Origin of the sequence: Micromonospora radicis (assembly GCF_003583405.1) — a bacterium.
In the GTDB taxonomy this organism is placed as follows: Bacteria; Actinomycetota; Actinomycetes; order Mycobacteriales; family Micromonosporaceae; genus Micromonospora; species Micromonospora radicis.
The window spans coordinates 219,728-238,466 of the sequence record NZ_QXEC01000005.1 but is presented as its reverse complement, the minus strand read 5'-3'; the positions used below and the strand labels follow the sequence as shown (position 1 = coordinate 238,466).

Here is an 18,739-nt window from a genome sequence, read left to right as displayed (position 1 = left end):
ACAGCAGCGAAGTACAGCAGTTCGTCATCGCGTCAGGGATTCGCCAAGGCGCTTGAGAGCGTCCCGCGTCGCCTGCGAGGACACCTGCGTGTAGATCGCCATCGTCACGGAGAAGCGGGCGTGCCGGAGGATCTGCATGGCGACTCGCGGGTGCACGTCGAGATCGGCCAGGAGGGTGGCGCAGGTCCGCCGCGCGTCGTGCACGGTGATCGGCTTCGTTGCCGCCCTGTCGCAGCGGGTCTGCCAGGAGCGCTGGAAGTTGCGCGGCTCGATGGGCGTGCCGTAGCGGGTGGTGAAGACCAGGTCGTTGTCGTGCCACGCCTTACCGGCCGTCGCGCGTGCCTCGTCGCGTTGGTGTCTGCGCAGTCGGAGGGCGGTCAGGCAGATGTCGGGCAGGGGGAGGGTGGCGTCGGACGCCTGGGTCTTGGTGTCGCGGTGCAGGAGCTGGCCGCGTACGCGTTGAAGCTGGCGGCCGATGGTCAGCTCTCCGGCGTCGAGGTCGACGTCCTCCCACGTCAGTCCCAGGGCCTCGCCCTTCCGAAGACCGGTGACGAGGACCAAGGCGTAGGCGGCGTAGAGGGAGTCCTCGTCGGCGCGGGCGGACTCCAGGAACCGGCGGGCCTCGTCGCTCGACCAGGACTTGCCCCGACGGCGGCGGACGGTGGCGAGGGTGACCGGCACGGCCGGGTTCTTCGTGATGAGGTCTTCGGCTTGGGCGTGGGTGAGAGCGGCCCGCAGGGCGGCTCGGATGTCGCTGACTGTCCGCGTCGAGGGGACGGCTTGGCAGCAGCGGCCGACCGCACAGCAGCGCCGCTTGTCCTTCCGGCGTGCGGTGTCCTTACCCTGGGCGCAGCACTGGCAGGTGCGGGCCACTTGGTTGATCCAGGTCTGAACGTCCCGCGCCTGAAGCCGATCAAGCCGCTTGGCCCCGAGGCCGGGGGCGATGTAGCGGCGGACGAATGTCTCGTAGGTGGCGTAGGTCAGGGGTGCCCGGTTCGGCTCGACGATCTCGGTCAGCCAGTAGGTGAGGAAGCTACCCACGGTCGGCACATTTGTCGCCACCGGTCCGGCCTTGGCCTGCTGGTGCAGTTTGATCCACTTGTCGTGCACGGCGTCCCGGGTCTTGCCGTAGACGTACTTGCGGGTGCGTTTCCCGTCGGGCTTGGTGACCCAGACGTACGCGGCGAAGCCGTTGCGGTAGGGGAAGATCGAGCCTTCGCCGCGGGCGGGCATCAGGCGGCCTCCTGCCGTTCGATCTGGTCACGGATGTAGTCGTCGACCCACTCGGGCAGGATGCGGCGGTACTTGCCGTCCTTGATGGAGCGCAGTTCGCCGGTGGCGATCTTCATCTTGACCTTGGAGATGCCGAAGCCGAGCAGGACGGCGACCTCGGCGGGGGAGTACCACCGTGGGGTGAGGGGTCGGGTCACGCCGCCACCCCCGACCACAGCTCGTGGGCGAGTTCCTCCCGGCCGACGCGGCGGCGTTCCCGGTGTTGGGCGGCGGCGGTGTTGGCGAGCAGCGCGTCCCCGTCGGTGAGCCACCCGGAGCCGACGAAGGCCAGGGTGCCGACGGTGACAGAGCTGTCATCGGCGCGGCGGTAGGTGGCGCGGGTGTCGCGGAGCAGCCCGAAGGTGACCGAGTACCGGCGGGCCTTGGTGAGGAAGTGCCCGCCGTAGCCGAGCATGTGCGCCCACCGTCGCAGCCCGGCGTAGACATCGGGTGTGGTGTCAAGGTCGCCTTGACGGTCGTCGGGCTGGGCGGCGGTGTCGCTGGTGCGGTGCCGGGTGGGGCGGCCGAGTCGCCAGCAGGCGTCGATGAGCCGGGCCAGGTGGTCGCCCTCCGGATCGGCGTAGGCGTCGACGGTGCCCGGCGTGAGCCGGGTGGAGCAGTGGCCGGTGACCTCGGTGGCCTTGGTGGCGTACTTGGCCAGGTAGGCGGCCACCCTGGCGTCGGTCACGTCCCCGTCGCCGGTGCCGATGCGGCGCACGTCGACCTGCTCGCCCCAGGCGATCGACCAACCCTGTGGCCGGTCGGGATGCGGCGGGGTGGCGAAGACGATCTGCCGGGCGGCGGCGTGCACGGCGGCGTCGAGGTCGTCCACGGTGATCCCGACCGGCGGCGGGACCAGGGCGTGCCGGTCACCGGGGTCGACCCCGTCGAGGCGCAGCAGGACGTGGAAGTGCACCGCGCCCCGGCGCTGCATCTCGGCGACCTTCCCGTGCGACACCCGCACCGGCGGCACCCGCCGAACCCGGCCGGAGTCGGTGACGACCTCGACGCTCGGGATGCCGCGTCGGTGGCAGAGGGCGGCAAGGTGCCGCTCGACGGCCTGCTTGGTGCGTCGCCACAGCTCACCGGCGAAGACGTTCCAGACGACCTGGTGATCGTGGTCGTAGCAGTCCAGGCAGAGCGGCCGACCGAGCTGCGGATCGGCACCGTCGTGACGGGCGAAGCAGGCCCCGGGCCGCCCGTGCGGGCAGGTGCCAGCATCACGGCGGGCGTGGCAGGGGGCCGGTCGGCAGTCACAGCGCCGCCGGTCGGCACAGGTGTGCAGGGGTACGTGCCGGTGGTGGACCGGGCCGAACGACGGCGCGGTGAACGTGGCGAAGACGACCGGATGCCGGGACACCGAGGCGGGGACGGTCTTGCCGCCGGTCAGGCCACAGCGGACGACCTGGAAGGCGTCACCGGCGTAGACCCAGGAGCAGTCCGGACACTGAGCGGCACGCCGGTTGCCGCACGCCTTGTAGAGCACCCGATCGGGCAGCGCGTCGGTGTGCTGCTCGCCCAGGACCCGACCGGTGTCCCGGTCGACGGCGGTCATGGTGCCGGTCAGCCGGACAGGACGGGCACAACCCCCGGCGGTCCGGGTGTGCTCCAACCAGCCGAAGTAGTCGGGGGTGGCGGCCCGGTGCAGGGCCTGGGCGGTACGACCGGCGGCGACGCCGGGACGGTGCAGGGTGGACACGATCTCTCCTCAGGACGGGTGGCAGGGACGGGCGACGAAACGCCACCGGTCGCCGGAACGCTGTCCGTCGGTGGTGTTCGTGGTGTCTCCTGGCACCGCCTTGGAGGGCGGCTGACGCCGGAGGGCGGATGTGGCTGACCGCCGTTGAGGTGTGGTCGTTCCGGTTGCCGTGCTGGGTGAGGCCGGGACGGGTGGGGTGCCTGGAGGTCGGCATCCGGCGGGTTGCCGCAGGCGAGCCCCACCCGTCGAGGGATGCAAATCCGGGCCATCGTGACGGCGGGAAGGCCGTGCTTGGCCACTCAGCGGATTCCGGGCCGACATCGCGGCCAAGGTGATCGAGAACCGGCGGGATCTGGCCCGCATCAGCGGCAGGAAGGCCGCTCAGCATCTCCGAAGTCGAGCCCAGCGATCCGGCACGAAGGCCGCACTGGCGTGCTCGACGACCGCCAGACTAGCACCGGGTACCGACTCGTCAACCCGCCGTGAACCTCACTGCCGAACTGGTCCGGACCGGCTACCGGCCGGGGTGGGAGAACTTTCTGTACGTCTATCAAGGCGGCCCTGAACGGGCCGCACGCGCCGCCGCCTGGGCGCGCGTCCGTCGCTCCGCTGGCGCTCCGACTCCGGCCACGCAACACGCCCGGCGGCTGGCGCGGAGGGCGGGTAGCCCGGTGGGCCGCCGGATGACGACAGGCCGTTGCCCGGTGGGGTGGTGGGGCCGGCAGCCGGCCGGGCCGCGCGGCGAGCACCGCGCGGCGTAGGGGCAGCGGACGCCGGGTCCGTCGGCGGCTGCTGGCTGGGTGGCGGGGTTGCGGTTACTGCGCCTCCGGCGGGGGCGCTCCGGCTCCAGGATGGCCGGGGGTCCGTCGGCGGCTTGCGGTCCGTGGGTGGTGGCGGTGGGGAGCCATCCCGCCCACCGTCGACCCGGGCGAGCCGAGCAGACCACCGCCCGACCCGCCAGCGTCCGTACGAGCCGTCAAGGCCGTCTTGACGTGGCGGGCCGGGCGGCGGCCCGCTCCACAGGAGTGCGGGTCGACGGCAGACGGGATGCCAAGGGCGTTGAGGCTGGTCCTCATGTCGGCAATACTCGACTATTCGAAGTGGAGGCGGAACGTGAGTCCGATCGCAAGCCTACGCAGCGCTGACCGCGAAGACGGAATCGACCTGGCCGTGAATGACGTCGTTTCGTTGCTGCTGATCTTTTCACAAGCCTGGCAATCAAATGACATGTGGCCAACCGAGCACCAGACCGTACCCCTTACGCAGTCCACGATCCTCAAGAGAATGGACATGCTTGGGTTCACGGAGCGGAGCCTCGTGGCTGATTTTATTGAACATGGTAGCGAATGGGTCCGTGACCTGGAGCGCACTGATCCCTTCGACTGGCGCGACCCGGAAGCCGATTCGGCAGGCAGAGGCAGGAAGAAATCCGCCGCGTACCTCCGGAGGCTCATCAACGTAGGCGATCAGTTCCAGTGGCCCGAGTGGTCCGAGAAGTCCGTCCAACTAGCAGGCGACCTAGCGGAATACTGGATAGATGAGTATGAGTCATACCCGCGAGAGTCGACGGTCATCAGAACCGCGCTGCGCATCTTCCGGCCCGACGAGCGAATTTTTGTCCGCATATCCCAGCAAGCGTTATTCGATCTGACTCCAAGTGAAGTCGAGTGGCAGGAGGACCATTTCCCCCTTTCGCTTTCTCTCGACCGTTATCGCGGCGCGCTGGCATGGAAGAATACGAAACCGATCGTGTTGGTTGAAGGATCATTCGATTGCAAAGTGATTCGGGCTGCCTTCGAGACTCAGCGTCCCGACTATGTGGATTGCCTCTCTATTGCCGACTTTACCCAAGGCGCTGAGGGGGGTGCGGGAGGTCTGCGCAGAACACTTCGAACGCTTGCCCAGTTGGAGATCCCGAACACTATTGTCGGGCTATTTGACAACGATGCCGCCGGAGTGGAGGCAATTGACCTCCTCGGCAAGGACCAACTGCCGCCGCACATCGGATACGCCGTGTACCCTGACTTGAGTCTAGGTCGCTCCTATCCAACGATAGGGCCCACTGGATCGGCTTGCGCGGATATCAATGGACGGGCCCTCTCGATAGAGCACTTTCTCGGCATTGACTGTCTCGCCCATCAAGACGGCTTCACGCCCGTGGAATGGACTGGATACAACCGTCGAGCGGGTGTATATCAGGGGTCGGTCATCGATAAGGCGCGAATTCAGTCGCAATTCGATAAGAAGCTTAGGCGTGCACGATCCGGAAAAACGAATCCGGCTGACGATTGGACGGGACTTAGGGAACTTGCAGACTTCGTCATAAATCAGGTGTGTGAGGTGGCGGGACGAAGGTGAGGGCTGAGGCGATCGGAGGCTGAACTAATCGAAGTAGTTCTCCATGGCTTCACGAAGGGTTCGCAGGGCTTCGCTTAAGTCGCCTACGCTACTCGTCTTGTCATACCGGCTGATTGCGTCGTCGATTTCCTCCCGGGTCGCGAATCCCCACTCGGCTAGGCGATCGCTCGGCTCTAGCTTGCCATCGAAAGTGTGCTCCTTCTTAACTTTGTCCCACTTCCTGATGAAATCGCTCTGATCGCTTATGGCCGCGTGTTCGAATAGTTGCGCGATATCCTCAAGCCAGAAGGCCAGGAGGCGCTTGAGTCTCTCTTTGTCGGACGTTACCAACACGACCGTTCGGGGCACCTCCGCGCACGGTACAATGTAGAGCAGCGTGTAGCTGTGTACAAATTGGTTGATAAGGAAGGATAGCTTCAAGTTGGTTGGCTTGCCCGAATGGAAGTCGTACATTTCGCCCGCGATGTCCAAGTCGATTGGCGGCGAAAAGCGAAACCGAGACAGGTTGACATCCAACGCCGGCAACTCGACGGCAGGTATCAGCTTATCCCGGTACGACTTAGAGAGCTTTGCAGAATCAAGTAGTCGTCTGACGGCGTAGCAGCCAATGAGCAGCGACTTTTCTAGACGAACCACCGAAGCCTCTTGCCAAAGACGCTGGGACGACTTGCGCCGCAGCTCTTTCGCCAGATTAAAAAGATCTCGCCGCCAATAGATTGATTCCGAAATCAACGGGTCTCCCCACAGTCACCAGTCGCTCTCGCTAGCGCGAGGATAACGAGTCGTGTCATTGCTTGCGCGGCTAAGGCGGTCGCCAGGGGTAGCTACGGTTGCACCCGGCAGACTGGACCGAGTATCAGGACTCTGCCCGATTGGACTGCGAGCGCCCGGTTGAAAGATTTCCATGCCAGGAGACAGTACCGAGCGTGAGGGCAAGCGGTACAGCCTGTAGAACAGCAAGCTTGCGGACGGAAGCACGTATGAGTCAGCCGCTCAACGCCTGGTGCCGGGTTGAGTGACCAACTGGGTGACGACCGGGTCGGCCGTTGCCGGACGCCCCAGGACGGCGGTGTACCGTCCTGGCAGCGCAGCGACTTCAGGGCGCAGGTCAAGGTCCCGTCTGGTTCGCCTAGGGGGCGAGGCCCCTGCGGTAACGAGCAAGTCCGGCTACTGCCGCACGATCCGGAGAAGGCGCGGAACGATTCGGGATGAGGCGGCGTGAGGTGGTTGTCTGCCCTGGCAGACAGTGAGGCACGGTGCCGAGCGCTACACCCTTCCTAAGCCGTGTGTTCGGGGCTCGTGACAGCAGCGCCGACAGCAACGAGCCGGGATTACGACAGTCACCGACGGTGGCACGCGGACGAGCGCCCGAGGTGGCAGACGTCCGCATACGCCGCCGGACAGAGCGCCCAGAACTTACAAGCGAGGGGTCCGGGTGCAACTCGGGCGTGGAACTGGTCGCTGGCGTGTGAGGGTTATGGGGCGTCGGGCTGCGTCGGTAGCGTTGGCGGTGGTGGCGGCCAGTGGGTCGGTGCTGCATCCTGCGCTACGCGAGGGGGTTCCGGGTGGATTCCTTGCCGGAGTTGACGTTCGGGCAACGGTTGAAGGTCTATCGGGAGCGGTCCGGGAAGAGTCGGACGGTGCTGGGTGGGTTGGTGGGTCGCAGCGCCGAGTGGGTCAAGGCGGTCGAGACGGATCGAATCCTGCCGCCGCGCATTCACATGCTGGATCGGATCGCGCGAGCCTTGAAGATCGACGTATCCGCCTTGGCAGCGGAGCTGGGCGATCGGTCTGCTGTGGTCAACGGGCCGGAGCACCCGGCGCTGCTGACGGTCCGGGCCGCCCTGAACCACATCGCGCTTCCCAATGACACTCCGCCGGAGTCGTTGTCCGGTCTGCGGGAGCGGCTTGCGGCGGGGTGGCGGGCGCGTCATCAGGCGGCGGATCACCGTACGGTGCTGGGCGGGCTGTTGCCGGGGTTGCTGCGCGACGGGCAGCGGGCCGTGCTGGCGTACGAGGGTGACCAGCGGCGGGAGGCGCAGGCACTGTGGGCGGAGACGCTCGGGCTGGCGCAGATGTTCGTCGCCTACCAGCCTGCCGCCGAGTTGTTGTGGCGGGTGACGGATCGGGCGATGGTGGCGGCGCAGGAGTCCGGTGATCCGGAGGCGATCGCCCGTGCGGGGTGGTTCCTGTGTCAGGTGCATCGGGAGTCCGGCGACTGGGACACCGCGATGAGGCTGACGCTGGAGGTGCTCTCGGCGTTGGAGCCGAGGGCGGCTGACGGGAGCACCAATCTGTTGGCGTTGTGGGGGGCGCTGAACTTCGAGGCCGCGTACACGTCTGCTCGTGCTGGTGAGGAAGGTCGTGCCTGGCGGTACTGGGACCGCGCGGACCAGGTGGCGCAGCGCCTGCCGGAGGGCTTCTACCAGGCGCAGACGTCGTTCTCGCGGGTCATCATGGGCGCTCATGCGGTGACGGTGGCGGTGGAGTTGCAGCAGTCGGGCGAAGCGGTGCGGCAGGCCCGTCGTCATGATGCGTCGGCGATTCCGTCCAGGCCGCGTCGGGCACGCCACCTGATCGAGGTCGCGCGGGCGTACTACGGCAAGGACGACAAGGAAGCGACCGTGGCGACGCTGCGGCAGGCGTACGAGTCGGCTCCGGAAACGATCCGGTTCAACGGGTACGCCCGTCAGATCACCATGGACCTGCTCGACGGTCCGCGTTCCACCCGGGATGCCGCCCGTGACCTGGCGACGAAGGTCGGACTCGTCTCCTGAACCAGGGGTAGGAACCTTACCCATCCCGCCCGGCCATCGACCGTAGCTTTCCGCTCACGGGATGCGGTGGTCGGTGCGAGTCACGCCCGGCCGCCGTGTCTCCCAGCCAGAGGGCGACCAAGCCGCCCTCATGGGCGACGAGGGAGGATACGTGCGGCGCGTCTCGTACGACGAATACGTCTCCGCCACCGCGTTGACCTTCGCCCGGCGGCATCGGCCGGTGTGGTCCTGGCAGCACTGGCGGCGCATCTGCAACTGCGGGGCTGACCTGCCGTGCCGGGCCCGGCACCGGATACCGATCAACCGAGGGCACTGGCCGCAGGCGGAGGATCAGCGGTGAGCACCCATGGCCCGGTGATGCCGATCTGGAGTTGTGGTGGCTGTGACCTGCCGTGGCCGTGTCCGACGCGGCGGCGGGAGTTGCGCGCGGAGTACGTGGACGCGCCGGTGTCGCTGGCGCTCTATCTCGGGGCGTACCTTGTCCAGGCCGCCGAGGACATGCCCTGGGCACCCGCCGGCACCCTGCATCGCCGCTTCATCGGCTGGACCCGGCAACCGCCGGAAGTACAGCAGCGAAGTACAGCAACCGTGCCAGCTGAGCCGACGTCAGAGACATGCGCGGACGCGCCCGGATGGAGCGCCCAGAACTTACAAGCGAGGGGTCACCTTGCTTGGCGTGATCCGCCCCCGGTGATAGGTCTGTGCTTGGTGCTGGTGGTTATGCCCGTGGTGGGACAGGGGTGAGCCAGGCGAGGGGTTGTCCGGCGAGGGCGGCGTCGGCGAGGCGGTGGGCGCTGCTGGTTTTGAGTGCTGAGCGTGAGCTGTCGATCCAGCGTTGCACGTTGTCGATGCCCTGGTGGCGGTACTCGACTGCTTGGACGAGGCATTCCAGTTTGTCGGCGTCGCGGGCGACGATGGCCTCTGGTGTCTCGCCCGCTTCGTATTCGGCGACGGCGGCGTTGATGAGGTCAGCGACGGCAGGTGGGCAGGCGGCGACCTGGTCGGCGGTGACGGTGGTGTTGGGCGCGGCGGTGAGGTAGCGCTTGGCGATGTGCGGGATGTCGGTGATCCGGGTTTCCTGAGTGTCGTGCAGAACGCACAGCATTGATACCCGGGCCGGGTCGGCACCTTCCATGGCGGCGAGCATCATCCCGATGAGCGCGGTTCGGAACGAGTGGTCGGCGATGGATTCGGGGTGCTTGATGCCGGCGAACCACCAGCCGGTGCGGGCGGCGCGTTTGAGTACGCCGGCCTCGAAGATGAAGCGCATGGCTCCGGCGGCGTCGTGGTCGTCGTTCATCTGCCCGTCCCTGTGCCGGTGACTCCGTCTGCTCGCAGGCTGTAGACGATAGAGGTTAGTTCCTGACGGGATTGTGGAGAGACGTGGTCGCTGTCCAGGATCCGGATACTGCGTTTGAGGAGCGCGCGGCTTTCGGCAGGGTTGCCGAGGGTGAGGCCACGGCGTACGGCCAGCAGAGCCCAGAGGTTGTGGACGTTGAGGTCGACGAAGGGGTGCGTGGGGTCGAGGCGCTGGACCAGGTGCCGGAAGAGAACCGAGCCGTGCCAGTCTGCGAGCGGAGCCGGCATGAACGAGTCGTCGTGCTGGCGGTACGGGATCTCGCCGACCCAGTAGGCCGAGTAGTTCAGGGCTGCTCGTTCGCAGGTGTCATCCGGATGCGCGCGAGCGAGGAAGTCTCGTAAAGGTTCCGGGTCGCCCTGATTCGCAAGGGATGTGACTACGGAGCGGGCGTCAGGCCACAGCGGTGACCAGCTTCGGAACGTGATCGCCCTGCGGGTACGGGTGGTGGTCTGGGAGAGCCATCCTGCGGCTGTCCTGGTGGGGTCCATGCCTGCGAGAAAGCAGGCTTGTCGATGCAGCAGAACGCTCGGGTCACGTCCGGCGGCTGCCCGTTCGGCGAGCAGGTGAAGCCGGGTGAAGAACGCGCGTCGCTCGTCGGCGGGCAGGGCCGGCCCCGACGCCACCGGACCTCGCCGGGCTTGGGTGGCGGGTATGCCTCTGGCGAAGGTCGGTGTCTGCCCGAGAACAGCCCAGAGGATCAGATCGGTCAGACGGTGGGTGAGTACGCACCAGCCGAGCGGCTGTTCGGCGATGTCGCACCGATCCACCTGAGCGTCGAGGACTGCGGCGAGGATGAAGTCTGCCTCGGCGGCGTCGTCGAGTGCGGCGAGCAGGGTCACGTTCGCTCCGAGCCGACCGAGCCTGTGCCGGACGGCTATCGCCTGCCCGAGCGGTACCGCCGTGAATGGCCGCCGCCCGGACTCCCAGCTCTGCACGGTCACACGGTCGACACTGAGGTCTGCGGCGAGTTGCTCCTGCGTCAGCGGAATGGATTCCCGGATCAGCTTGAGCAGGTAGCCGGTCACCTCGCCCCGCTGTGGTGCTGATCGTCCGCGACCTGCCATGCGTCATCCCTACGTTGACCGGTGGTCGACGTTTCCGCCCTGAAACAACCGCTGCGCCGACATATGGGCTGCTCACCCGTACTGCGGGTGAGTCCCACCGTCGTCGTTGTGATCGTAGCGTCGCAGTTACCGAACGTTCTAGATCCGGTCCCGTGGCTGGGGGTCGGCCATGGGGCGCTGCCCGGCGGAGGGGGCCAGCAATGCGTGACAGGACGCCACCTTGGCGACGAGTGTCCTACGAGCAGTACCTGATCGCCGTAGCGATGACCTTGGCACGGCGACACCGACCGGCATGGTCGTGGCGCAAATGGAGGTGGCTGTGCCGGTGCGGGGCCGACCTGCCCTGTCGTGCTCGGCATCGCATTCCGATCAACCGTGGGCACTGGCCGACAAAGGATGAGCAATGACCAGCGGCGCGGAGCGGACGATCCTGGCGGTGCACGTCCGGGGGCTCGACGGTTGGTGCGTCGGTTGTCGGGTGTGGTGGGCGCTGCTGGTGCCGTACCCGTGTTGGCAGGTGGAGTGGGCGACCAGTCGGCAGGCTCGCGCGAGCGTCGTCCGGTTTCTGGGTGGTGTGCGGTGACCAGTCACGGTCCGGTGATGCCGATCTGGAGTTGTGGTGGCTGTGACCTGCCGTGGCCGTGTCCGACGCGGCGGCGGGAGTTGCGCGCGGAGTACGTGGACGCGCCGGTGTCGCTGGCGCTCTATCTCGGGGCGTACCTTGTCCAGGCCGCCGAGGACATGCCCTGGGCACCCGCCGGCACCCTGCACCGCCGTTTCATCGGCTGGATGAGACAGCCGCCGGAAGTACCGCAGCGAAGTACAGCAACCGTGCCAGCCACACCCGACCGGAAGGAGCGCCACCAGGCCGGATGACCTCGTACGACATCCGATTCGACCGGCCTGCCGTGAGTTCACACCGAAGAGGTCGCCGGTTCGAATCCGGTGTCGCCCCCCGAGTGTCCCTGAACTGGGGGAATGTGAGCCTCTGGTTGGCGGTGCGGGAACCGCCTCGGGCGCCCGCTCGGCCGTAAGCGCGCACCGGCAGGTGTGTCGGGCAGACGGTTACGGCGTTCGCGCGGGCTCGTCCGGTCGGCTGCTGGCGTTGTATGAGTTCTTGGCGGCGACCACAGCCGCCTGGAGGTGCTCGGGGTCGACGCCGTGCACGTTGAGCGGCGGGTGCAAACGCCGGACGAGTTCGGCCTCGATGGTCGCCGGTTCCGCGTCCTCCGCCCACGTCAAACGTAGGTGCGCGGATATCCACGCGGTGAGCCGCGACTCGTCCTCAGGGACCAGGACGACACGATCGGTCCAGGTCGTCCGGTATCCCTCGGACACCAGAAGCCCGGCTAAGGTGCGGCGCAGTGTCGAGCTGCCCGAACGCCTCAGATGGTTGCGCAGGATCCGGCCCCGTAGGCTGGTTGCCCGGCCGAGATACAGCAGCCGTAGCGACGGGATGTTGTCATTCGGTAGCCCGGGAAGGTCGGGAAGGATCGAAGGACCGGCCCACCAGGCGTAGACACCGCTGCCACGGCTGAGCCGCTTGGCGGCGACATCGACTTCGACCGGCGTACCGCAGAGCAGTCGCAGGGCCTCTTCGACCCGGGGTCCGTCGGTGGGGGCACCGTCGGGTCGGGTTTCGGGAATGGTCATCGAGATCATCCTAGGCGTCCCCGGCGGATCCTGGCCGGGGCTGCAGCCATGCTCGCGCGAATCGCGGCAGATCCGGGCGCCTGATCTTGGCGAGCCGTATGGCGGGCAGGAATGCCCGTTGATGGCTCGGCGGGCGGCGTCGCGTACTCAGGTCATCAGCCGATCGGGTGGCCGAAGGCGATGATCGGCTATTTCCATGTGCGATGAGGGCGCTGCGGCGTTTAGGAAGGTGGCATGACCAACGAGGTGACCGTTCCCCTGCTGCCGTGCGCGTCCATTGACGACATCGAAGCCTTCTACGGAGTTCTCGGTTTCCGCACCACGTACAAGCAGCGCAAGCCCCACGCCTGTGTGGGGGTGCAGCGGGAAGACCTACGCCTACAGTTCTTCGAGATCGCCGGGTTCGACCCGGAGCAGTCCTACGGCTCCTGTCTCGTACTCACCGCGGACATCGAGGGACTGCACCGGGCGTTCACGGCCGGCATGCGCGCCGCGTACGGCAAGGTACTGGTGTCCGGAACGCCGCGGATGACCCGGCCCAGGGTGCGGAAGAACGCCGACGGGCTGGGCGGGTTCAGCATCATCGACCCGGGCGGCAACTGGATCCGTGTCTTCCGGGACGCCGCCACCGCGCCCGTGTCGGCCACCACGCCTGCCGGGCGGCTGGCCAAGGCCCTGGAGAATGCTGTCGTGCAGGCCGATTCCAGGGGAAACGTCGGACAGGCCGTGCGGATCCTCGACAGCGCGTTGGCCCGGCCGCAGGCCGACGACGACCCGGTCGATCTGGTAGAGGTGCTGGTCTACCGCGCCGAACTCGCGATGGTGCTGCACGATCCAACGACCGCGGCCGAGATGCTGGCCCGCGCCCAGTCCGTCACGCTCACGGAAGACGAATCCGAAAGAGCGGCATCCGCGTTCGACAACGCCGCCGAACTCGCCGCAGCACTGCGGTGACTCACCACACGGACGCGTGACTTTGTGTGATCAGGCTGCCGCGCGGTCGGCAGTCGGGCGACGGCGCAGCGCCGGGTCGGTCAGCGCCGGTGGACGCCAGGCGCCGTCGGCCCGGTACAGGTTGGTGCCCGGCGGGACGATCTCGTCGATCCGGTCAAGTACGGCATCGTCCAGGGTCAGCGCGGCGCCCTTCAGCGCGGCGTCGAGCTGCTCCATGGTGCGCGGCCCGATGATTACCGAGGTGACCCCGGGATGCGCTACCGGGAAGGCCAGCGCCAGCTCCGGCAGCGTGCAGCCGATCTCCGACGCCAGCTCGACGAGTTGCTCCACCACGTCCAGCTTGCGCGCGTTCTCCTCGATCGCCGGGTCGAACCGGGCGGGGGTGAGCGCGGCCCGGCCGGTGGACAGGTCCACCGGCTGCCCCTTGCGGTAGCGGCCGGTCAGGAATCCGGAGGCAAGCGGACTCCAGGTCAGCACGCCCATGCCGTATCGCTGGGTGACTGGCAGCAGGTCGGTCTCGATCCCTCGGGCGAGCAGCGAGTACGGTGGCTGCTCGGTGCGGAACCGGTGCAGGCCGCGCCGCTCCGCGACGTGGTGCGCCTCGACGATCTGCTCGGCCGGGAAGGTCGAGCAGCCGAAGGCGCGAATCTTCCCCTGGCGTACCAGGTCGGTCAGTACCGACAGGGTTTCTTCGATGTCGGTGGTGGGGTCCGGTCGGTGCACCTGGTAGAGGTCGATCCAGTCGGTGCTCAGCCGGCGCAGGCTCTCCTCGACCTCCCGGACGATCCAGCGCCGCGAGTTGCCGCCCCGGTTCCGTCCCTCACCCATCGGGAAGTGCACCTTGGTGGCGAGCACCACGTCGTCCCGGCGGCCTCGCAGCGCCTTGCCGACGATCTCCTCGGACTCGCCGGCGGAGTACAAGTCCGCGGTGTCCACGAAGTTGATCCCCTGGTCGAGGGCGGCGTGGATGATTCGCGCGCAGTCGTCGTGGTCGGGATTGCCCACGAAGCCGAACATCATGGTGCCGAGGCAGTGGACGCTGGCCTCGATGCCGGTACGGCCGAGGACGCGGTAACGCATGGGTGCTCCTTGTGGTCGTCCGTGCCGGGCGGTCGGCCCGCCGGCTACGCGTGCGAGCACCCTAGGAGCTGGAGTCGACTCCAGGTCAACCCGTACGCTGGCCACCATGTCCGAAGTCGTCGCGGATCTGAGCATCGGCGAGGTCGCCGAGCGCACTGGGCTGAGCGTGCACACGCTGCGGTTCTACGAGCGGGAGGGCATCCTGGCCAACCCGGTCCGGCGCGATTCCGGCGGGCGCCGCGTCTACCACGAGAACGATGTGGACTGGCTCAACCTCTGTATGATCCTGCGCGCATCCGGCATGCCGCTGCCGGCGATCCGGCGCTACACCGAACTGGTCCGCGCGGGCGACGGCACCGAGGCGGAACGGCTGGTGCTACTGCGGAAGCACCGAGAACGGGTGCTGGACCAGATGGACCAACTTCGGAAGTGTCTGGACCTGGTCAACTTCAAGGTCGGGGTGTACGAGGACGCGCTGGACCAGGTCGCCGTCTCGTCCGCCACCGGTACCGATGCCCGCCGGTGACCCCACGGCCCGGCCGCGACCGGCACTGCCATGATGGAGATGGCTCTCGGCTCTCCACCCGCCGGTCGTCGCCGTTCACCCGCCGGAGTCAGTCGAACAGCCGATCGAGCGCTTCCTGTTCGAGGTCGCGCCAGCGCTTGGCGTCCTTCAGCGCCTTGGCGATCTCCTTGTCGTCGAGGTGGTGGGCGCCCTCCTCGCGGATGCACGCGACGCTGAACGGCCCGCCGACCGACGGTGAGGTCCGCTCCAGCGACTCCAGCACCCGTACCACGCCCACCACGCCGTACTCGGCGGTGCGCGTGGTCATCCGGAAGTGGGACAGCAGCGCGCCGGCCTGCTGGGCCATCGGCGCGCCGGAGCCGATGGCGTGGAAGCCCACGTCCTCGTAGCGGCCGATGAGCCCGTTGGGGTTGATCTCCACGATCCACGGTCCGCCCTGGCTGTAGCCGGCCGCGAGCAGGTACGCCGACACCCCGCCGCTACCTTCCTCGCCGGGCACGTCCGGGATGTAGTTCTCGTAGTGCTTCTTGAAGACGGGCAGGACGCGCTCCTGCAACTCGTCACCGATGTCGGGTGCTTCGAGGATCGCGGTGGCCGAGTCCTGGAGGAGTGGGCGCAGGTCGTTGAGCACTCCCCGGGCGCCGCTGCCGCCCCACGCGGCGCAGGAGCCCAGCGGGTGCAGCTTCTGGGCGGGGAAGCTCAGACCGCGGCCGCTCTCGGTGATCTGGGAGTCCGCGCCGATCACCACCCCGTCGCTGCAGACGATGGCGAGTACGACGGTCATAGCGGCCTCCTGAGCAGGGGTGCGGGGTAGCTCGCGAGGTACCCCGCACCCCGCCTGCCTACACCCCGACAGGTGCCTCTGCCGCTCCCCTTCAGCGGGAGCCGGTTCTCCAGCCGTGGTTGATCGAGTCTCCGCGCGGGGCGGGCTTCAGTTGAACCGGCGGACCTGGTCGCGGCGGTGGCCCCAGACGGTGAGTCCGGCGAGGATCGTGATCCACACGGCGAGCATCACCAGTGACAGCGGCCCGACGGACTCACCGGTGAGCGCGACCAGCACCAGGTCGGTCGCGCCCCGGGTGGGTACGAAGGGTGCGATCCGCTCGATGATCTCCGGGGTGTCCGCCTTGTCGAAGAACATCCCGCCGGCCACCGCCAGCGGCAGGAAGCCGACGCTGTTGGCGATGACCGCCGCCCGCATCGACATCAGGTAGCCCATCGCCAGCCCCAGCAGAGTGAAGGTCACCACCGCGATCAGTAGCGCCCCCGCCGCCAGCAGCACCCGTGCCGGCGGTGCCGAGGCGGCGGTGAACAGCCCGGCCACCAGCAGGATCGGGATGATCGCCGCGGCGACGACCGTCAGCCCGACCAGCAGGTAGCCGAACATCTGCGGTGCGATCCCGCCGGGCAGGGTGCGCAGATAGTTTCCCCAGACCGACTCCCGTTGCGACGCGATCGCGATGCTGAAGTGGCCGATGCAGGCCATGAGCACCCCGAACACCACCAGGGTCGCGGTGGCCGAGGTGATCGCCGCCGCATCCTGTCCGATGAACGGTACGACGAAGAACACCATGACTCCGACCGGGACCATCGCCACGGTCAGGAACATCGTGGGCGTACGGATGGTCTCGGCGAGGTTCCGCCGGGTGTACGTCATGGTCAGGGACGACATGGAACGGCCTTTCGGTCAGGTGGTCCGCCGGTCGCCGGTGATCGCCAGGAAGGCGTCCTCCAGCGATGCGGATTCGATCTCGATGTCGGTGAAGGACGCACCGGAGGTCACCAGTTCCCGGACCAACGCGGTGGCGTCGTTGGTGAGCAGGTGGGTGCGGTCGGTGTCTCGCTCGATCGAGGCGACCCCGCTCAGCGGGGGCAGGATCGGGTCGGTCAGGGTGACCCGCTTGAGCCGGACCTGGCCGCGGATCTCGGCGACGCTGCCGTCGGCGATGATGCGGCCCTGGTCCATCACCACGACCCGGTCGGCCAGTGCCTCCACCTCCTCGATGTAGTGGCTGGTCAGCAGGACGGCTCCGCCGTCGGCGTGGAAGGAGCGGATGCCGTCCCACAGCGTCCGTCGGGCGTCCACGTCGAGCCCGGTGGTGGGCTCGTCGAGGAACACCAGCCGGGGCCGCCCGACGAAGGCCAGCGCGACCGCGACCCGCCGCTGTTGTCCGCCGGAGAGGCCGCCGGCCTGCCGGTCGGCCAGCGGGGTGAGGTCGAAGCGGTCGAGGAGTTCGGCCCGGTCCACCGGATCGGGGAAGTGCGCCGCGACGAAGTCCACCAGTTCGGCGATCCGCCAGGTCTCCGGAAGCCCGGTCTCCTGCGGCGTCACGCCGATCACGCGGCGGGTGGACTCGCTGCGCGGGTCGCCGCCGCACAGTTCGACACTGCCGGCACTGGGCCGCAGCAGGCCGGTCATGACGTTGATCAGGGTGGACTTGCCGGCACCGTTGGGGCCCAGCAATCCGAGTACCTGCCCGGCCGGGACATCCAGGGACACACCGTCCAACGCGGTCGTGTCGTGGTATCGGCGGGTGAGGTCGCGTACGCGGGCGAGGACGGTCATGCGGCGGCCTCCGGGACCTGTCGGTGCGGGTCGGACATGATCGACGGGAGGTCGGGGAAGGCGAAGGGGACCGGCTCACCGTGCGGCACGACCGGCCATGCCTGTCCGGTGCCACCGCGGGTCAGCACCAGTTCGGCGACCTCGGCGACGCGCTCGGGCGACAGGACCGCCACCCCCAGCTCGCTGATGAACGGGATCGCCTCCCCCAGGATCGGGGTGTCGATGAAGGTGGGGCACACCGCGTTGACGGTGACGCCCCGGTCGGCCACGATCGGCGCGACGGAGCGGACCAGCCCGATCACGGCGTGTTTGGTGGCCGCGTAGAGCGGGTTCATCGGGCTCTCGCTCAAGCCGGCCAGGCTGGAGGTGGCCAGGACAGCGCCGGAACCCTGCTCGGTGAAGACCGCCAGGGCGGCGTGCAGCCCGTAGACCACCCCGTCGAGGTTGACCGAGACCAGGTCGCGGTAGTGCTCGGGCCGGAAGTCCTCGACGAAGCTGCCCTGTTCACCGATCCCGGCGTTCAGCACGGCGATGTCGAGGCTGCCGAAGTGCCTGGTCGCGGTGCGGACGGCGGCGATGTTGTCGGCCGGTCGGGCGACGTCGGTGCGGACGAAGGCGCCAGCGACCTCTCGGGCGACCGCCTCCCCGGCCGGATCGACGTCGGCGATGACGACGCGGGCGCCGCCGGACGCGAAGCGGCGGGCGATGGCCGCACCGATTCCGCTGGCTCCGCCGGTCACGAGTGCGACTTTGCCGTCGAGGGGGTTCACGGCTCCTCCGTGGTGGACGGGACCGGCCGGGTGGCGTGGTCGACAGCGGTGGTGATCTCCCGCAGGTAACGGTCGATGTCGAGGCCGGGATCGCGGGACAGCGCGGTGGGCACGGCGTCGATCACGCCGCGCACGATCCGGGCCATGACGGTGACGTCGAAGTCCCGGAACTCGCCGGATTCCTGGCCCGCCGTGAACAGTTGCTCCAACGGCAGCAGCATCTGCCGGTCGAATGCGGCTGGGTCGGTGTCGGGCAGGTCACTCAGGCCACCGCCGGTGAGGATCTCGACGAGCGCGATCATCCGGGCCGGGTAGGCGCGCATGTACTCCAGGTTCGAGCGGAGGTAGGCGCGCAACTGACCCGCCGGCGTGGTCTCGGCGGCGATCATCGGTGCCATGAAGGCTGCGGCATCGGTGTAGACGGTGGTGACGACCTGGGCGATCAGTTCGGCCTTCCCGGCGAAGTGGTACGAGATCAGTCCGCGGCTGATCCCCGCCCGGGTGCCGATCCTGCCCATCGACGCACGGTGGTAACCGACCTCCGCGATGGTCTCGACGGCGGCGTGCACGATCTGGGTCCGTCGCGCCTCTTCGATGAAGGAGCGCGACTGGCTGTCGTGTTCAGTAACTGGCACCATGGCCAAAAATTTATCACCACTG

At 67.9% G+C, this 18,739-nt stretch carries 19 protein-coding genes and 1 pseudogene; 7 read left to right on the top strand and 13 right to left on the bottom strand.

What is annotated here, in order from left to right; translation table 11 throughout:
- Positions 1-24 precede the first annotated feature (24 nt).
- From D2L64_RS08175 to D2L64_RS08165, 3 genes are read right to left on the bottom strand one after another with little or no spacing between them, the layout of a single operon-like run.
- Positions 25-1,233 (bottom strand): tyrosine-type recombinase/integrase, encoded by a 1,209-nt coding sequence (locus tag D2L64_RS08175; protein WP_119574096.1) that lies wholly within the window; start codon positions 1,231-1,233, stop codon positions 25-27.
- Positions 1,233-1,430 (bottom strand): excisionase family DNA-binding protein, encoded by a 198-nt coding sequence (locus tag D2L64_RS08170; RefSeq protein ID WP_119574140.1) that lies wholly within the window; start codon positions 1,428-1,430, stop codon positions 1,233-1,235. The genes D2L64_RS08175 and D2L64_RS08170 overlap by 1 nt, the downstream gene beginning before the upstream one ends.
- On the bottom strand, positions 1,427-2,971 hold the full coding sequence (locus D2L64_RS08165) for a replication initiator (protein ID WP_119574095.1): 1,545 nt from the start codon (positions 2,969-2,971) through the stop codon (positions 1,427-1,429). Before D2L64_RS08165 ends, D2L64_RS08170 begins: the two co-directional genes overlap by 4 nt.
- Positions 2,972-4,084: 1,113 nt before the next feature.
- Here D2L64_RS08165 and D2L64_RS27060 point away from each other — a divergent pair.
- Positions 4,085-5,329: a toprim domain-containing protein gene (locus D2L64_RS27060; protein WP_147376214.1), complete on the top strand. Its 1,245-nt coding sequence runs from the start codon at positions 4,085-4,087 to the stop codon at positions 5,327-5,329.
- Between the two features lie 24 nt (positions 5,330-5,353).
- Here D2L64_RS27060 and D2L64_RS27055 read toward each other — a convergent pair whose 3' ends face one another.
- Positions 5,354-6,061 (bottom strand): hypothetical protein, encoded by a 708-nt coding sequence (locus D2L64_RS27055; protein WP_147376213.1) that lies wholly within the window; start codon positions 6,059-6,061, stop codon positions 5,354-5,356.
- 833 nt (positions 6,062-6,894) lie between these two features.
- Between D2L64_RS27055 and D2L64_RS08155 the strand changes: the two genes are divergently transcribed.
- The 3 genes and pseudogenes from D2L64_RS08155 to D2L64_RS28360 all read left to right on the top strand — a co-directional run.
- Positions 6,895-8,106: a helix-turn-helix domain-containing protein gene (locus tag D2L64_RS08155; protein WP_119574139.1), complete on the top strand. Its 1,212-nt coding sequence runs from the start codon at positions 6,895-6,897 to the stop codon at positions 8,104-8,106.
- Between the two features lie 151 nt (positions 8,107-8,257).
- Positions 8,258-8,446, top strand: a complete 189-nt coding sequence (locus tag D2L64_RS08150; RefSeq protein WP_233558841.1) for a hypothetical protein — start codon at positions 8,258-8,260, stop codon at positions 8,444-8,446.
- Positions 8,443-8,709, top strand: a pseudogene (locus D2L64_RS28360) (hypothetical protein); the annotation flags it as partial. The gene D2L64_RS08150 and the pseudogene D2L64_RS28360, both read left to right, overlap by 4 nt.
- Positions 8,710-8,824: 115 nt before the next feature.
- Here the strand turns inward: D2L64_RS28360 and D2L64_RS08140 are convergent.
- Positions 8,825-9,406, bottom strand: a complete 582-nt coding sequence (locus D2L64_RS08140) for an HD domain-containing protein (protein ID WP_119574092.1) — start codon at positions 9,404-9,406, stop codon at positions 8,825-8,827.
- Complete coding sequence (locus D2L64_RS08135; protein WP_119574091.1) at positions 9,403-10,530, bottom strand: helix-turn-helix domain-containing protein; 1,128 nt, start codon at positions 10,528-10,530, stop codon at positions 9,403-9,405. Before D2L64_RS08135 ends, D2L64_RS08140 begins: the two co-directional genes overlap by 4 nt.
- A 403-nt stretch (positions 10,531-10,933) precedes the next feature.
- On the opposite strand from D2L64_RS08135, the gene D2L64_RS08125 reads away from it, so the two are divergent.
- A complete protein-coding gene (locus tag D2L64_RS08125; RefSeq protein WP_119574089.1) occupies positions 10,934-11,113 on the top strand; it encodes a hypothetical protein in 180 nt (59 codons plus the stop codon).
- A gap of 482 nt (positions 11,114-11,595) precedes the next feature.
- Here D2L64_RS08125 and D2L64_RS08115 read toward each other — a convergent pair whose 3' ends face one another.
- On the bottom strand, positions 11,596-12,183 hold the full coding sequence (locus tag D2L64_RS08115; RefSeq protein ID WP_233558840.1) for a GIY-YIG nuclease family protein: 588 nt from the start codon (positions 12,181-12,183) through the stop codon (positions 11,596-11,598).
- A 234-nt stretch (positions 12,184-12,417) separates the two neighbouring features.
- On the opposite strand from D2L64_RS08115, the gene D2L64_RS08110 reads away from it, so the two are divergent.
- On the top strand, positions 12,418-13,137 hold the full coding sequence (locus D2L64_RS08110) for a VOC family protein (protein ID WP_119574086.1): 720 nt from the start codon (positions 12,418-12,420) through the stop codon (positions 13,135-13,137).
- 30 nt (positions 13,138-13,167) lie between these two features.
- On the opposite strand, the gene D2L64_RS08105 is transcribed toward D2L64_RS08110, so the two are convergent.
- A complete protein-coding gene (locus tag D2L64_RS08105; RefSeq protein ID WP_119574085.1) occupies positions 13,168-14,217 on the bottom strand; it encodes an aldo/keto reductase in 1,050 nt (349 codons plus the stop codon).
- 106 nt (positions 14,218-14,323) lie between these two features.
- On the opposite strand from D2L64_RS08105, the gene D2L64_RS08100 reads away from it, so the two are divergent.
- Positions 14,324-14,743, top strand: coding sequence for a MerR family transcriptional regulator (locus D2L64_RS08100; RefSeq protein WP_119574084.1), 420 nt, complete (start codon positions 14,324-14,326; stop codon positions 14,741-14,743).
- Positions 14,744-14,831: 88 nt separating this feature from the next.
- Here the strand turns inward: D2L64_RS08100 and D2L64_RS08095 are convergent, their stop codons facing one another.
- The 5 genes from D2L64_RS08095 to D2L64_RS08075 all read right to left on the bottom strand — a co-directional run bounded on the left by D2L64_RS08095 (position 14,832) and on the right by D2L64_RS08075 (position 18,717).
- Positions 14,832-15,527, bottom strand: coding sequence for an Ntn hydrolase family protein (locus D2L64_RS08095; protein WP_119574083.1), 696 nt, complete (start codon positions 15,525-15,527; stop codon positions 14,832-14,834).
- A gap of 147 nt (positions 15,528-15,674) precedes the next feature.
- The gene (locus D2L64_RS08090) at positions 15,675-16,415 is read right to left on the bottom strand and encodes an ABC transporter permease (RefSeq protein WP_119574082.1); all 741 of its coding nucleotides are present in this window, start codon (positions 16,413-16,415) and stop codon (positions 15,675-15,677) included.
- A gap of 15 nt (positions 16,416-16,430) precedes the next feature.
- Positions 16,431-17,309, bottom strand: coding sequence for an ABC transporter ATP-binding protein (locus D2L64_RS08085; RefSeq protein WP_119574081.1), 879 nt, complete (start codon positions 17,307-17,309; stop codon positions 16,431-16,433).
- Positions 17,306-18,049 (bottom strand): SDR family NAD(P)-dependent oxidoreductase, encoded by a 744-nt coding sequence (locus D2L64_RS08080; RefSeq protein ID WP_199714464.1) that lies wholly within the window; start codon positions 18,047-18,049, stop codon positions 17,306-17,308. Before D2L64_RS08080 ends, D2L64_RS08085 begins: the two co-directional genes overlap by 4 nt.
- Positions 18,050-18,075: 26 nt before the next feature.
- Positions 18,076-18,717 carry a TetR/AcrR family transcriptional regulator gene (locus D2L64_RS08075; RefSeq protein WP_119574079.1) on the bottom strand — a complete coding sequence of 214 codons (642 nt, stop codon included), beginning with the start codon at positions 18,715-18,717 and terminating at the stop codon, positions 18,076-18,078.
- Between the last annotated feature and the right edge of the window lie 22 nt (positions 18,718-18,739).

What these genes read in the sequence shown, in the direction of transcription:
- D2L64_RS08135 (WP_119574091.1), bottom strand. Translation starts at nt 10,530, where the DNA reads ATGGCAGGTCGCGGACGATCAGCACCACAGCGGGGCGAGGTGACCGGC.
- D2L64_RS08105 (WP_119574085.1), bottom strand. Translation starts at nt 14,217, where the DNA reads ATGCGTTACCGCGTCCTCGGCCGTACCGGCATCGAGGCCAGCGTCCAC.
- D2L64_RS08100 (WP_119574084.1), top strand. Translation starts at nt 14,324, where the DNA reads ATGTCCGAAGTCGTCGCGGATCTGAGCATCGGCGAGGTCGCCGAGCGC.
- D2L64_RS08140 (WP_119574092.1), bottom strand. Translation starts at nt 9,406, where the DNA reads ATGAACGACGACCACGACGCCGCCGGAGCCATGCGCTTCATCTTCGAG.
- D2L64_RS08095 (WP_119574083.1), bottom strand. Translation starts at nt 15,527, where the DNA reads ATGACCGTCGTACTCGCCATCGTCTGCAGCGACGGGGTGGTGATCGGC.
- D2L64_RS08090 (WP_119574082.1), bottom strand. Translation starts at nt 16,415, where the DNA reads ATGTCGTCCCTGACCATGACGTACACCCGGCGGAACCTCGCCGAGACC.
- D2L64_RS08075 (WP_119574079.1), bottom strand. Translation starts at nt 18,717, where the DNA reads ATGGTGCCAGTTACTGAACACGACAGCCAGTCGCGCTCCTTCATCGAA.
- D2L64_RS08115 (WP_233558840.1), bottom strand. Translation starts at nt 12,183, where the DNA reads ATGACCATTCCCGAAACCCGACCCGACGGTGCCCCCACCGACGGACCC.
- D2L64_RS08175 (WP_119574096.1), bottom strand. Translation starts at nt 1,233, where the DNA reads ATGCCCGCCCGCGGCGAAGGCTCGATCTTCCCCTACCGCAACGGCTTC.
- D2L64_RS08125 (WP_119574089.1), top strand. Translation starts at nt 10,934, where the DNA reads ATGACCAGCGGCGCGGAGCGGACGATCCTGGCGGTGCACGTCCGGGGG.
- D2L64_RS08110 (WP_119574086.1), top strand. Translation starts at nt 12,418, where the DNA reads ATGACCAACGAGGTGACCGTTCCCCTGCTGCCGTGCGCGTCCATTGAC.
- D2L64_RS08085 (WP_119574081.1), bottom strand. Translation starts at nt 17,309, where the DNA reads ATGACCGTCCTCGCCCGCGTACGCGACCTCACCCGCCGATACCACGAC.